The organism is Tardiphaga sp. 866_E4_N1_4, assembly GCF_052076075.1.
GTDB lineage: Bacteria > Pseudomonadota > Alphaproteobacteria > Rhizobiales > Xanthobacteraceae > Tardiphaga > Tardiphaga robiniae.
Window position 1 is genome coordinate 6,022,908 of the sequence record NZ_CP197242.1, and the last position, 14,214, is coordinate 6,037,121.

Here is a 14,214-nt window from a genome sequence, read left to right on the forward strand (position 1 = left end):
GACTTCCAGACAAGACGCTGTCCGCCATTCTCGCGCACATAGCGTGGAGACTTCGCGGTCCAGACCGGTCGCTCGTAAAACCAGAAGTAGCGCCCGTCATCAGCTGAAGAAAATTCGCCTGCGGCGTGCGCGAGTTTGAAATCGTCACAATCCTTTCACGGAGAACCAGAATGTCATTTCAGGAAATGCTGACCCCGCAGAATAGCGCCATCGCGCTGATCGATTTTCAGCCCGCGATGTTCCAGGGCGTCCAGTCGCACGATCGCCTTGTCACATTGAACAACGTCCAGATTCTTGCAAAAGCCGCGAAGCTCTTCAAGATTCCGACCGTTCTGACAACCGTTGCGGCAGAGTCGTTTTCCGGCCCGTTCATCCCCGAGGTAGTGTCGCTGTTTCCAGGACAGGAGATCATCGATCGCAGCTCAATGAATTCGTGGCTCGATCCGAACTTCCGCAAGGCCGTCGCCGCCACCGGCCGCAAGAAATTCGTGATCGCCGGTCTGTGGACCGAAGCCTGCGTGATCTTCCCGACCCTAGACATGCTGCGCGAAGGCTTTGAAATCTACATTGCTGCCGACGCCTGCGGCGATCTCTCGCCGGAAGCGCATGAGCGCGCCATGCAGCGTGCCATCCAGGCTGGCGCGGTGCCGATCACGTCCTCGCAATACGCTTATGAGCTGCAGCAGGATTGGGCGCGCAGCGAGACCTATGAGGGCATGATGGACATCCAGCGCGCGCATTCGCCTTACGGCATCCAGATCCGCTTCTCGAAGTGGGCGCTCGGCGAGCACGCTTCCGAAGGCGGCCCGGCCAAGTAAGCCGTCACGTCACACAACCGAGGACAACGACATGAAAGCACACATGATCTCGCTGAGCGCAGGCCTGCTGGTGGGCGTCATCTACAGTCTGATCAATGTGCGCTCTCCGGCGCCACCGGTGGTGGCGCTGGTCGGCCTGCTCGGCATTCTCGTCGGCGAGCAATTGCCGCCGTTGGTACGCAGCCTCTGGCAGAAGGAGCCGGTGGCGCAGTCCTGGCTCGAACAGGTGAAGCCACACATGTTCGGCCATCTGCCGAAGGGCCAGCGCTCCGATACGCATGTCGTGGCCGAGAAGGCGCCGCAGCCGCCCGCCGACGGTTAGTCTCCGGCACCCACCTCACGATCACATCGACTGTTCAATTCACTATCGCCGAAGGAACTCCCCATGACCGAGCCGCAGACCTCCGATCTCATTCTCCATCGTGGCCTGTTCACGACGCTCGATCGCTCCAATCCCGTCGCCAGCGCGGTGGCCATCAAGGATGGTCGCTTCACCCATGTCGGCCATAACGCGGACATTCTGCCCCTGGCGGGACCGAAGACGAAGGTCGTCGACCTCAAGGGCAAGCGCGTGCTGCCCGGCCTGATCGACAATCACTTGCACATCATTCGCGGCGGCCTGAACTTCAACATGGAGCTACGCTGGGATGGCGTGCGCTCGCTTTCCGACGCCATGAACATGCTGAAACGTCAGGTCGCCATCACCCCGCCGCCGCAATGGGTGCGCGTTGTCGGTGGCTTCACCGAGCATCAGTTCGTCGAGAAGCGGTTGCCGACAATCGACGAGTTGAATGCCGTCGCTCCGGATACACCGGTATTCCTGCTGCATCTCTATGATCGCGCACTGCTCAATGGCGCCGCGCTGCGCGCCGTCGGCTATACGAAGGACACGCCAAACCCGCCAGGCGGTGAGATCATTCGCGACGCTAACGGCAATCCGAACGGGCTGCTGCTGGCCAAGCCCAATGCCGGCATTCTCTATGCGACGCTGGCCAAGGGGCCGAAGCTGCCATTCGACTATCAGGTCAACTCCACCCGCCATTTCATGCGCGAGCTCAACCGCCTCGGTGTCACCGGCGCCATCGATGCCGGCGGCGGTTTCCAGAACTATCCCGAGGATTATGCCGTCATCCAGAAGCTGAATGACGAGAATCAGTTGACGATCCGTCTCGCCTATAACCTCTTCACCCAAAAGCCGAAGGGCGAGAAGGACGACTTCCTGAACTGGACCAAGACGTCCAAATACAAGCAGGGCGACGACTATTTCCGCCATAACGGCGCTGGCGAAATGCTGGTTTTCTCTGCTGCCGATTTCGAGGATTTCCGCCAGCCGCGCCCGGATATGGAGCCGGAAATGGAAGGCGAGCTCGAGGATGTTGTGCGCGTTCTGGTCCAGAACAAATGGCCGTGGCGTATGCACGCGACCTATGACGAGACCATCAGCCGTGCGCTGGATGTGTTCGAGCGCGTCAATCAGGAGATGCCGCTGGAAGGGCTAAACTGGTTCTTCGACCACGCTGAAACGATCTCGGATCAGTCGATCGACCGTATCGCCGCCCTTGGTGGCGGCATCGCCGTGCAGCACCGCATGGCCTATCAGGGCGAATATTTCGTCGAGCGCTACGGCCATGGCGCCGCAGAAGCGACGCCCCCGGTGTCGAAGATGCTCGCCAAGGGCGTCAAGGTTTCCGCCGGCACCGATGCCACGCGCGTGGCCTCCTATAATCCGTGGGTGTCGCTGTCCTGGCTGGTCACCGGCCGTACCGTCGGCGGCATGCAGCTCTATCCGCAGCGCAACTGCCTCGACCGCGAAACGGCGTTGCGCATGTGGACCGAAAACGTAACGTGGTTCTCGAACGAAGAAGGCAAGAAGGGTCGCATCCAGGTTGGCCAGCTCGCCGATATCGTCGTACCCGATCGTGACTTCTTCTCCTGCGCGGAGAACGAGATTGCCGACACGAGCGCAGTGTTGACAATCGTCGGCGGAAAGGTTGTCTATGCCGTCGGTGATTTCGCCAAGCTCGACGAGAATGCGCCGCCGCCGGCGATGCCGGACTGGTCACCTGTACGCACCTTCGGCGGCTACGGCGCGTGGGCCGCTCCCGATGCGAATGGACAGGTCGTCGCGCAGAAGATGGCGATGAGCTGCGGCTGCGCGAATTCATGCGGCGTGCATGGCCATGATCATGCCACGGCTTGGTCCAGCAAGCTGCCGATCGCCGATCTCAAAAGCTTCTGGGGCGCTCTCGGCTGCGCGTGCTGGGCGGTATGATCACGAATCTCGCACGTCGCGTGATCGGGGCGCCCGTTATGCATTGGCTGGGTTTGCTCTGCCTGTGTGCAGCCTATCTGCAGGGCGGGCTCGTCAAGGCGTTCGACCTTCCGGGGGCGATTGCCGAGATGAACCATTTCGGACTGCAGCCGGCGGCGCCCTTCGCGCTGGCGACGATCGGGCTCGAACTGGTTGCCTCGCTATTGATTCTTGGTGGCGTGTGGCGCTGGCTCGGTGCACTCTCGCTGGCAGGTTTTACGCTGATGGCGACATTTCTGGCGAATCGGTTCTGGGAGCTGGCTCCGCCAGAGCGCTTTATGAGCGCCAATTCGTTTTTCGAACATATCGGCCTGTGCGGCGGCTTCCTGCTCGTCGCATGGCATGACCTTAATGACCGGGCCAGGAAGGCAAAACCATGAGCGGAGCCGCCGAGCCGGCAAAGGCAACCAGCGCCTTCGCGCCATTCCGCCAATCCATCTTCGCGGTGATTTGGGTCGCGACGGTGATGGGCAATACCGGCAGCTTCATGCGCGACGTGGCGAGCTCCTGGCTCGTCACAGACCTGTCGGCGGCGCCCGCAGCGGTCACCATGATCCAGGCTGCGGGCACGCTTCCGATCTTCCTGTTTGCGATCCCCGCCGGGGTGCTGTCCGATATTCTCGATCGCCGCAAATTCCTGATCGCGGTGCAGGTGCTGCTCGCCTTGGTGAGCACGACGCTGATGATGCTGTCCTATTACGGGCTGCTGACGGTCAATCTGCTGATCGGGCTGACCTTCATCGGCGGCATCGGCGCCGCACTGGTCGGGCCGACATGGCAAGCGATCGTGCCGGAGCTCGTGCCGCGGCAGGACATCAAGAGCGCGGTCGCGCTGAATTCACTGGGCATCAATGTCTCGCGCTCGATCGGCCCGGCCGCCGGCGGCATCCTGCTGGCCACATTCGGCGCCGCCGTCACCTATGGCGCCGATGTCATCAGCTACATGTTCGTCATCGCAGCACTGCTGTGGTGGCCGCGCGCCAAGGCCGAGAATGACGTGTTGTCAGAGAAGTTCTTCGGCGCGTTCCGGGCCGGATTGCGCTACACCCGCTCTAGCCGTGAACTGCACATCGTGCTGCTGCGGGCAACGATCTTCTTTGCATTCTCCAGCTCGATCTGGGCTCTGCTGCCGCTGGTGGCGCGTAATCTGCTGGGTGGCGATGCCAGTTTTTACGGCGTGCTGCTTGGTGCGGTTGGTGCTGGCGCGATCGGTGGTGCGCTGGTGCTGCCGCGGCTCCGCGCGAAGCTCGACTCCGACGCGCTGCTGCTGATCGCCGCGCTGTTGTCGGCGTGTGTGATGGCTGTACTGTCCTGCGCGCCGCCGAAATGGGTTGCGCTGCCGGTTCTGCTGCTGCTCGGTTCTGCGTGGATCACGGCGCTGACGACGTTCAGTGGCGTCGCGCAGGCGGTGCTGCCGAACTGGGTGCGTGGTCGCGGTCTCGCTGTCTATTTGATGGTGTTCAACGGTGCCATGGCTGCTGGAAGCCTCGGCTGGGGCGCGGTGGCCCAAGCGCTGAGCCTGCCGGCGACGCTGCTGGTTAGCGCATGCGGTCTCGCCGTCGCCGCCTTCATCATGCACCGGGTGAAGCTGCCGACGGGCGAAGCCGATCTCGCGCCGTCCAATTACTGGCCGGAGCCGCTGACGTCGGACGAGGTCGAACATGACCGTGGGCCCGTCCTGATCCTGATTGAATATCGAATCGCGCGTCAAAACCGCGGGCCGTTCTTCACCGGGCTCAAGCGCCTCTCCGAAGCGCGTCGTCGCGATGGCGCTTATGGCTGGGGCATCACCGAGGATGCCGCCGATCCGGAGAAGATCGTCGAATGGTTCCTGGTGGAATCATGGGCGGAGCATCTGCGGCAGCATCACCGCGTCTCGAAGGCTGATGCCGATGTGCAGCGCGAGATGACGCAATATCACATCGGGCCCGACGCCCCCGTGGTCCGGCATTTTCTGACGCTGGATCTGAAAAACCCGACGTCGAAGCCCGAACTGGTCAACCAGCACTAGTCGCCACAAGGACTGCCATGATGCGTTTGTTCAAATTCACCGCCGCCATTCTTTCCATCGCGTTGCTATCGGCCGCGCCGCAAGATGCATGGTCGCGCGAGGCGCCGGCGAAGGTCGGCTTTGCCGTCGGCGCGCAATATGACACGACGCACGTCTATGTTGCGCCGGACGAGGTCGATCGCTTTGTCGAAAGCTTCGTCGCGACTTTTGGTGGCAAGAGCACCAAACAGGTAGTTGCGACAGTGACGCCGACACCGAGCAGCACGACGTCGCAGCTTCTGCTGACCCCAGCAGGGTCGGTCTCGGTGTTTGGCTTCAAGACTCCGATTCCCTATCCATTTGGCCATGAGCGCACCGGCTATCTCGTTACAGATATCGATGCCGCCGTCAGAGCCGCGCAAGGCGCGGGCGCCGACGTGCTGGTCAAGACGTTTCCCGATCCGATCGGCCGCGACGTCGTTGTGCAATGGCCGGGCGGCATCAACATGCAGCTCTATTGGCACACGACGGCGCCGTCCTATCCGGAACTGCAGACGGTCCCGGAAAACCGCGTCTACGTTCCGGCCGGCCGGGCCGACCAGTTCGTGAAGAGCTTTGTCGCTTTCTCGAAAGGCAACGTTGTCTCCGACACGGCGAAGGCGCCGGGCATCGAGATCGGCCGCCCCAACGATACCTACCGTCGGGTTCGCATCACGTCGAAGTTCGGCAAGATGACTGTGCTGGTGACCGACGGCGTGCTTCCTTATCCTTATGGCCATGAGCTGACCGGCTATGAAGTGCCGTCGCTCGACGAGACGCTGGCCAAAGCGAAGACGGTCGGTGCCACGGTGCTGGTCGAGCCCTACGTCGCGGATGCGCGCCGCGCAGCGCTGGTAAAATTCCCCGGAGGCTATGTTGCCGAGATTCACTCTGCCGTCGGCAAGTAAGGCTTGGATAGCCGCGACCGCGCTGGCCTTTAGCGCGGTCCTGCTGCCGCCTGCGCATGCAGACGATTCAGCGGTAACGCCAGCGCGCCCGAAGCTTCTAACTAATCGCTGGCAGGAAGACTGGTCTGCGCTCGCCACTTCGGCGTTGCGCACCGAGCCATTCGACGCTCTGAAATATATCCCGCTCTTTGTCACCGATCCGAAAAGCTATATCTCGCTAGGTGCCAGTCTGCGCGAGCGATTTGAGTTCAACGACGCTCCGAATTTCGGCGTCGGCAATACGCGCGGCGATTCCTATCTGCTGCAACGGCTACAGATAAATGTCGACATCCGGCTGAACGAGAACTGGCAGATCTTCACGCAGCTGGAGGATGTCCGCACCATTGACAAGGCGAGCGTCTCGCCGGTCGACCAGAACCAGCTCGATCTGAGACTGGCATTTATCGCCTATAGCGGTGCGCTGGGTGATGGCATCTTCAAGGCGCGCGTCGGTCGGCAGGATTTTGCCTTCGATCTGCAACGCTTTGTGTCCTCGCGCGACGGGCCGAATGTGCGGCAGTCCTTCGATGCGGTGTGGGCGGATTACGAGACCGGGTTGTGGCGTTTCATCGGCTTTGTCAGCCAGCCGGTGCAATATCGCTTTGGCGATGTGTTCGACGACTTCTCCGGCCAGAATTTCCGCTTCAGCACTGCGCGTATCGAACGCAAGGTGTTCGGCGACAACGAACTCTCCGGCTACTACTCCCTGTTCGAGCGGTCGTCTGCGCGTTATCTCGACGCCCTGGGCGAAGAGACGCGGCACATCTTCGACGTCCGCTTTGCCGGTAATGCCAATGGCTTCGATTGGGATCTCGAGGCGATGAGGCAGACAGGGCATGTCGGGCCTAAGGAGATCGAGGCCTGGGCACTGGGCGGCCGCACCGGTTACACATTCTCTAACGCCGCATGGACGCCAAGGATCGGCTTGCAGGCGGATGCGGCGTCAGGTGACGGGCGTGCGGGTGACAACACGATCTCTACGTTCAATCCGCTGTTCCCGAACGGCTACTATTTCTCGCTGGCAGGCTATACCGGCTACGCCAACCTGATCCATCTCAAGCCGACACTGACGGTGAAGCCCATTGCCAATCTGACGGTGACCGCCGGGCTCGGCATGCAGTGGCGCCAGACGGTTGCCGATGCCGTTTATGTTCAGCCCAACGTTGCCGTCGCGGGCACGGCTGGGCAGGGCGGCCGCTGGACGGGGGTCTATTCGCAGCTTCGAGCGGATTACGTCTTCAACGCCAACCTGACCGGAGCCGTCGAGGCGGTGCATTACGCCATTGGCGACACGGTGCGGAACGCCGGTGGGCACGACAGCAATTATCTGGGTTTGGAGCTCAAATATGGGTGGTAACCGGACGTCCGGAGGCCATGGGGCGTGGTTTCATTTTGTGCCGCGGCGGAATAGGTTACACGCTCGCCCGCCATCGGTCCCGTTTTGGCGTGATGGTTCGGATGACGCCGACATAAGTGCCTGACATGTGGAATGAACGCGATCGCATCGCGGCCTTGCATCGATACGATATTCTCGATTCTGCATCTGATGTGGATTTCGCAGACTTCGTGCAGATCGCGTCGGATATCTGCGATGCGCCGATCGCGGCCATCAATCTGATAGATGGCGACCGGCACTGGACCCTTACCGGTATCGGGCACGGCGATCGGGAACTGCCGCTCGATCATTCGATCTGCGCGCAGGCGATCCGCCAGACGGATCTTTTCGTGATCCCCGATCTGTCTTCGGATACACGCTTCCAGCATAATCCATTGGTGAGCGGGGGTCCCAGGCTCCGCTTCTATGCCAGCGCGCTGCTCGAAACACAGAACGGACTGCCGATCGGTACCGTTTGTGTGTTGGATCACACGCCGCGCCCGGATGGTCTGTCGACACGCCAGCGCTTCACGCTGCAGGCGCTCGCGCGGCAGATCATGAACCAGCTCGAGCTCCGCCGCGCGATGATGGACATCACAACCGGAAACGCTGTACGGGAAAGACTGGAAGCATCGCTGAACGAAAAGGAAGCGCTGCTCAAGGAAGTGCATCACCGCGTCAAGAACAACCTGCAGCTTATCAGTAGTCTCCTGAACCTGCAGGCGTCGCGCATCACCGACCCGATCACCGCGACGCTGTTTGCGGATAGCCGCAACCGCGTGCGGTCGATGGCGCTGGTGCATGAAAATCTGTATCGTGCCGGCAACTTCGCTGAGATCCAGATGCAGACCCATGTACTCAGTCTGTGCACGCATCTGCGCCGCGCCTATGGGCGGGCTCGCGTCGAGATCACGGCCGAAAGCGATGACGTCACACTGGATATGGATCGCGCTGTCTCCTGCGGCCTCATCATCAACGAGCTCGTCTCCAATGCGTTCAAACACGCCTTTCCCGGTAACCGCAGCGGATATATCAAGGTTCGGTTCGGCAGCCGCGACGACGGGACATGCATTCTGACCGTCGCGGATGACGGCATTGGAATGCCCGAGCAGTTCGACTTCATCGAAACCAGATCACTCGGTCTGCAGCTGGTGCGCGATCTCGTCGAGCAGCTGCATGGCACGTTCTCTGTCGACGATACGGGCGGCACGACTTGTACCCTTACATTCCAGGCTGGTCGTCGCGCGAGGCTCGCGCCATGACAACGCGCGCTCGCGTGATGGTCGTCGAGGACGATCGCATAGTTGCCCGCGATATCAGCGAGCAACTCGGCCGGATCGGTCATTCCGTGATCGGGGTGACGGCCCGCGGCCAGGCGGCCGTTGAGCTTGCGATCAGCAATCGCCCCGATCTGGTGCTGATGGACATCCGTCTGGAAGGCGATATAGACGGCATCGATGCCGCCCGGCAGATCCGCGCCAGATGCCAAATTCCGGTAGTATTCCTCACGGCCTATGCCGATGACGAGACGGTCAGGCGCGCCAGTCAGGCCGAGCCATTCGGCTATCTGCTCAAGCCGTTCGAGGATCTGCAACTGCGCACCGTGATCGAAATGGCCCTGTACAAGGACCGCGCCGACCGCAAGCTGCGCGAGAGCACGGCGGCGCTTCAGGTCGCGCAGGCGGAATTGGCGCGCATGTCGCGGATCACCACGATGGGACAGCTCACCGCGTCCATTGCGCATGAAGTCAATCAGCCGCTGATGGCCGTTGTCATGAATGCCGAGGCCTGCGTGCAATGGCTCAAGGGCGAGAAGGCCAATGTCGGCGAAGCCCGCGCCGCCGCGGAGCGAGCCATCGCGGAGGGGCATCGCGCCGGAGCGATCATCCAGCGCGTCCGCGCGATTGCGCGCAACGCGCCAGTGGTGTTCGAGCCGCTCGACTTCAATGAGATGATCGAAGGCGTTCTTTTGATCGTGCAGCCGGAACTGTCGCGACAGGAAATTGCGCTGGACGTTGATCTTCGGCCTGACCAGCCGTCGATCGTTGGCGATCGGGTGCAGTTGCAACAGGTGATGTTGAACCTGGTGTCCAACGCGGCCGATGCCATCAATTCATCGAAGAATCAACAACGGCGTGTGACTGTCGTGTCGGCGATGGATCCATTGGGAGAGGTCTGCGTCACCGTGGAAGATGCGGGGGTGGGTATCGACCCCGATCATCTCGATATGATCTTCAATCCGTTCTTCACGACCAAGCGGGATGGCATTGGCATGGGGCTGTCGATTTGCCGTTCCATCATCGATGCCCATGGCGGAAGGCTCTGGGCGGAGCCACGCGTGCCCACCGGCACGCGCTTTCGCTTCACGCTGCCGCCACGTACGCTGCAGGTGGCACCGTGATCGAAAATCTGGAGCCAGTTACTGCAGTTATCGCCGTCATTGACGATGACAAGGGTATTCGCGAGGCCCTGGACGGCATGCTGCGCTCTGTCGGTCTTCAGGTCGAGTGCTTTGCCTCGGCGCAGGAGTTCCTGGCCAAAGACGACCGGGACAAATTCGGCTGCGTCGTTCTCGACGTGCATCTGCCCGGCCGTAACGGTCTCGATTTTCTGGATGATCTGGCTGCGCTGCATGTCACAACGCCGGTGATCGTGATTAGTGGCTTTGCCGATGTGCCGATGTCGGTGCGGGCGATGAAGGCCGGCGCTATCGAATTCTTGACGAAGCCCGTTCGCGCGATGGATCTTCTTGCTGCGGTTGAGGCGGCCGTGAAGCGCGATCGTGCAACGAAGCAGGCGGCCGAGAAAATCGCTGGCCTCAAGGCGGATTTCGAGACGTTGACGATCAGGGAACGCGAGGTGTTCGCGCATGTCGCCGCCGGCTTGATGAACAAGCAGATTGCGGCTGCGCTGGACCTGAGCGAGGCCACGATCAAGCTCCACCGCGGCACGGTGATGCGCAAGATGCGGGCGAACTCGCTCGCTGACATCGTGCGGATGGCTGACCGGTTGGGATATGAGCCGCCGTCGCTCGCCTAGACCAAGGTCTAGTCAGCCTCCACCATGCTCCAATTGTCTGTCCGCATACAATTCCGCATTCTGGAATGGAGCGACGACGACGCGCAACGATGTGCGTGGCTGAATTGAAACCCGCGGCATGTCGGCAGGACGCGTGAACACGTCCGTGCGATCTGCGGCACGCAGTGATGAGGTGTATGATGACGGGTACCCGAACTCCCGACAATGCATCATATGCGGGACCGTTTCGCGCGCTTGAGCAGTCGCAAATCTCGCTCGAGCCAAAATCGCCGAAAATCGATGTGTTCGGCTGTCCTGCCAGCAAGCTTCACAAGGACCAGGAGTTGCGCGGCGCCGGCATCAAGTTTTTCCGCAAGGGCAGTGACGATCCCCATCTCGGTCAGGTATCGACGACAGCTGACGATCGCGGCTTTCTGATCGGCATCTCACAGGGCCGGGGTCACCGGCGCCGCATTTTTCACGAGCATCACGCAACGAACCACGAATTTAAGGAAGGTTCGATCTATATTCGTAACCTTGCGGATGACTATCGTGCCGATCTTCGCGGTGCGTTCGATTTTCTCTTGATGGAGGTCTCCCAGCCGTTCCTGATCGAACTGGCGCAGGAACACGGCTGGCGCGGCGGCGCCGTGGACCTTGCGTGTCACGCTGGCGATACCGACCTCATCCTTCTGAGGCTTGTCAGTGTGGTCGAGCCACTGCTGCAAAAGAGTAGCGAAGCGAGTCCGCTGTTTCTGGATCAGCTCGGAACGACGATCGGCATACATCTGATCGAGCGATACAACCGCGCGACCAACCTTGAACCCGCATCGCAAGGCGCCGCGCTGTCGCGGCCGCAACTGGCGCTCGCCGTCGAAATGCTGAGCAGCAATACTGCAGGCAATGTACGGGTTGCAGATGTCGCACAGGCCTGCGGGTTGTCGCGCGGCTATTTCATCCGCGGCTTCAAGAAGGCGACGGGCAAGGCGCCTCACCAGTGGATCCTGTCCCAGCGCGTCGAACAGGCCCGTGGCCTTCTCATGAAGACCGGTATGTCGTTGGCCGATATCGCACTGATTTGCGGCTTTGCCGATCAAAGCCACTTCACCCGCGTCTTTTCCGCTTCGACTGGGCTGCCGCCGGGGGCTTGGCGCCGCGCAACTGGCAATGCAGGTTCTCCAGCGCGATTTTCTGAATGTGAGAAATAGTTTGAGTGAGGTGGCGTGCCGCGCGTCCATGTTACGCGCTACCGACAATGTCAGCTCCTGGCGCAATGTATGGACCGGCTGCTGATCGCAAGTGAAAGTTTGCGTGGATAGCGGAAGTCGCTGATATGTATCCGGCCTGTTGATCGGCTCGCGGGCCGTGGCCTTGATGGGGATACGCACGCACCTTTGGCCTCATTAGCGGACAGGTTTTCGAATAACCATTTGCGCCACCAGGCTCTGGGCACGTCGATCGATCCGTTCCATGCAGCTTCTCAATCGCGAACTGATTTGGAGGTCGATAGCCTAGATGGTTTCGACCTCAAGTCTGTGGGTGTCGAAGGTCTTTCCGCTATAGAGCACGCTCCAGGCAATGCGGGCGAGCTTATTGGCCAGAGCGGCGGCGAGCTTGTTGCGATGCATCCTCGGCGCGGCATTGGTCAGCCACTCTCCGAAGCTGAACTTCCGCCAGTTCTGTGGTCGCATCAAAAGGACCTTGGCAGCCTGGATGAAGAGGGTTCGCAGGTATCGGCTGCCACGCTTGGAGATGCCGCCCAGGATCGAGCGCCCTCCGGTGCTGTACTGTCGAGGCACCAGCCCAAGCCAGGCGCCAAAATCCCGACCCCGGTTGAAAGCCTCGCCCGTGCCGATCGCTGCGACAACGGCCGTTGATCTCCTCGATCTCGCGCGTGGTCGTCTCTATGCGCTCGTCGAGCCGGAGCCAGTCCTCATGGAGCCCGATGATCAGATCGCTCATGCGTGGCGACATCTCGTCTTTGCGGTTCTTCAGAATCTCGAATAGTGAGGTGCGCAAGGCGCGCGAGCCGGTTCGCACGGCAATGCCCTGTTCGATGAGGAAGGCTCGGATCTGGTTGATGGTCGCTGTTCGGCGGGAGACCAGCCGAGAGCGAACCCGGTGGCAGGCCTGCAGATCAAGCTGATCCTGACTTTTCTCCCGGACGGTACGCAGGTTAGGCCTTAAAGCAGCTTCGGCAATTGCCTCAGCGTCGTTGTAGTCGTTCTTCTGCCCCTTCACGAATGGCTTCACATAGATCGCCGGAATGATCCGCGGCTCATGGCCGAGCTGTCGCAAGGCGCGGCTGACGAAGTGGGCGCTGAGGCAAGCTTCCATGCCAACGATGCATGGCGGCAGCTTCTTGAACGTCTCAACAAGGGCTAGTCGCTTGATCTTGCGACGGAACGCGATCTTGCCGTCGGTGCCGAATCCGACGAGGTGGAAGACTTCCTTGCCAATATCGATGCCGATCGAGGCGAGTGGCGCAATGGTCGTATCCATGGGCTGCTTCTCCGGTTGAAATGCAGCAGTCTAGGCCGACTGCCGCGCGGGAGAAGCAGCCGGTCCATCCCATTAGCAGACCTTCGGAAAATTCGGGGGCAGCGAAGTGCCAAATGACACCGGTTGCGATTGGCCCGAGTGCAGACTGCCAACGGTTGCTAGGTGCAAAACAAACGCACGCGGACTTCTTGAGCTACTCTTTACCGTTATGAATTTCGGGGGCTTTGACTGAGTCTTAAAATACTTTTCCAAACCTATCGTTCCGAGCACAAAACCTACCGCGCGCCCTTCCAGTTCTTGCCCTCTCGGACAACAACCACGTCAATATCCGTTGGCATCGCGCCGTGGTGTGAAATGTAGGTGTGATCCGACCTGCGTCGATACACCCTCAAGTTTGCACGGGGGAAGGCGTGAGCCCTAGCCAGTAAGTGACGGGCAAGGAGTGCTTCGACCTGATCTGCCTTGATCAAGTGCAGAACCTCCATCCGCATTAGTTACCCTTTTTTCAGCGTGAATGGCTGCTTTGTGCCGAAGATGATGGCACCCTCTTTAAAACCTTGCGGGAAATTCCAGAGGTCGATTTCCCGCTGTCAGTCAGACCTTCATGCGCAACGTCGATCGGGGCGCTCCAAGCGCGTTCGAAAGTTAAACACGTATTTATTCGGGAAATACATAGAATTTCCTATCTCTTCTGTATGAGACCTGTGCGAAGAAAATCTTCCATTTCCAGCGCACGATGATCTCGGAAACGTAGCCCTCGGCTGCCCGTCTCGCAGGCTTTGCAACCGCGATTTTCCGATCGACGCGACTGCGGGACCACGAGCGGCACGATTTGAGGTTCACAGCAGATGGAGATGAATGATGATTTTCGATCGACAACCCAGGTATCTCACCGCGGCCTTTGCCATTGCCGTCGCGCTTTCGTTTGCAGCGCTGAGATCGCAACCCGCCGAAGCTACGCCACTGCACCGTGACGCGTCGCCATTCTGTCTGTTGCCAGGCTCATCCAATGGTCCAGGGGGCGCACCGCAGATCTGCGGCTACTATGATTATCAGGAATGTCTGCAGGCCGCGGCCGACATGCACGCCAACTGTGTGGAGAACATCGATTTCCGCGGTAGTTATGAGCGAACGCCTGACGGGTGGCGTGCCCGGTACTGAGCGCCTTCGCGAGTGGCCCGGCCCGGTCGATAAAATCTCTTGTGCGGGAAACG

12 protein-coding genes and 1 pseudogene are annotated in these 14,214 nt (G+C 60.6%); 12 read left to right on the plus strand and 1 reads right to left on the minus strand.

Features of this window, described 5'->3' with window-relative positions; all coding sequences use genetic code 11:
- The first annotated feature begins 170 nt into the window (after positions 1 to 170).
- The 11 genes from AB8B20_RS28970 (at position 171) to AB8B20_RS29020 (ending at position 11,706) form a co-directional block, all read left to right on the plus strand.
- Complete coding sequence (locus AB8B20_RS28970) at positions 171 to 818, plus strand: hydrolase (RefSeq protein WP_231079480.1); 648 nt, start codon at positions 171 to 173, stop codon at positions 816 to 818.
- Between the two features lie 31 nt (positions 819 to 849).
- Positions 850 to 1,140: a XapX domain-containing protein gene (locus AB8B20_RS28975; protein WP_439070620.1), complete on the plus strand. Its 291-nt coding sequence runs from the start codon at positions 850 to 852 to the stop codon at positions 1,138 to 1,140.
- Between the two features lie 63 nt (positions 1,141 to 1,203).
- On the plus strand, positions 1,204 to 3,090 hold the full coding sequence (locus AB8B20_RS28980) for an amidohydrolase (RefSeq protein WP_439070621.1): 1,887 nt from the start codon (positions 1,204 to 1,206) through the stop codon (positions 3,088 to 3,090).
- Positions 3,087 to 3,509 (plus strand): DoxX family protein, encoded by a 423-nt coding sequence (locus tag AB8B20_RS28985; protein ID WP_439062584.1) that lies wholly within the window; start codon positions 3,087 to 3,089, stop codon positions 3,507 to 3,509. Before AB8B20_RS28980 ends, AB8B20_RS28985 begins: the two co-directional genes overlap by 4 nt.
- Positions 3,506 to 5,140, plus strand: a complete 1,635-nt coding sequence (locus AB8B20_RS28990; protein WP_439070622.1) for an MFS transporter — start codon at positions 3,506 to 3,508, stop codon at positions 5,138 to 5,140. The genes AB8B20_RS28985 and AB8B20_RS28990 overlap by 4 nt, the downstream gene beginning before the upstream one ends.
- Positions 5,141 to 5,160: 20 nt before the next feature.
- Positions 5,161 to 6,066 carry a glyoxalase gene (locus tag AB8B20_RS28995; protein ID WP_439070623.1) on the plus strand — a complete coding sequence of 302 codons (906 nt, stop codon included), beginning with the start codon at positions 5,161 to 5,163 and terminating at the stop codon, positions 6,064 to 6,066.
- On the plus strand, positions 6,032 to 7,462 hold the full coding sequence (locus tag AB8B20_RS29000; RefSeq protein ID WP_439070624.1) for an alginate export family protein: 1,431 nt from the start codon (positions 6,032 to 6,034) through the stop codon (positions 7,460 to 7,462). Before AB8B20_RS28995 ends, AB8B20_RS29000 begins: the two co-directional genes overlap by 35 nt.
- Positions 7,463 to 7,587: 125 nt before the next feature.
- Positions 7,588 to 8,742, plus strand: a complete 1,155-nt coding sequence (locus AB8B20_RS29005) for a sensor histidine kinase (RefSeq protein ID WP_439070625.1) — start codon at positions 7,588 to 7,590, stop codon at positions 8,740 to 8,742.
- Positions 8,739 to 9,881: a sensor histidine kinase gene (locus AB8B20_RS29010; protein WP_439070626.1), complete on the plus strand. Its 1,143-nt coding sequence runs from the start codon at positions 8,739 to 8,741 to the stop codon at positions 9,879 to 9,881. The genes AB8B20_RS29005 and AB8B20_RS29010 overlap by 4 nt, the downstream gene beginning before the upstream one ends.
- Entirely contained in the window at positions 9,878 to 10,519 is a 642-nt protein-coding gene (locus AB8B20_RS29015) for a response regulator transcription factor (RefSeq protein WP_439070627.1), read from the plus strand. Before AB8B20_RS29010 ends, AB8B20_RS29015 begins: the two co-directional genes overlap by 4 nt.
- 179 nt (positions 10,520 to 10,698) lie before the next feature.
- Positions 10,699 to 11,706 (plus strand): helix-turn-helix domain-containing protein, encoded by a 1,008-nt coding sequence (locus tag AB8B20_RS29020; protein ID WP_439070628.1) that lies wholly within the window; start codon positions 10,699 to 10,701, stop codon positions 11,704 to 11,706.
- A gap of 303 nt (positions 11,707 to 12,009) precedes the next feature.
- Here the strand turns inward: AB8B20_RS29020 and AB8B20_RS29025 are convergent.
- A pseudogene (locus AB8B20_RS29025) lies at positions 12,010 to 13,000 on the minus strand (IS110 family transposase).
- Positions 13,001 to 13,858: 858 nt separating this feature from the next.
- On the opposite strand from AB8B20_RS29025, the gene AB8B20_RS29030 reads away from it, so the two are divergent.
- On the plus strand, positions 13,859 to 14,161 hold the full coding sequence (locus AB8B20_RS29030) for a DUF3551 domain-containing protein (protein WP_439070629.1): 303 nt from the start codon (positions 13,859 to 13,861) through the stop codon (positions 14,159 to 14,161).
- Positions 14,162 to 14,214 lie beyond the last annotated feature (53 nt).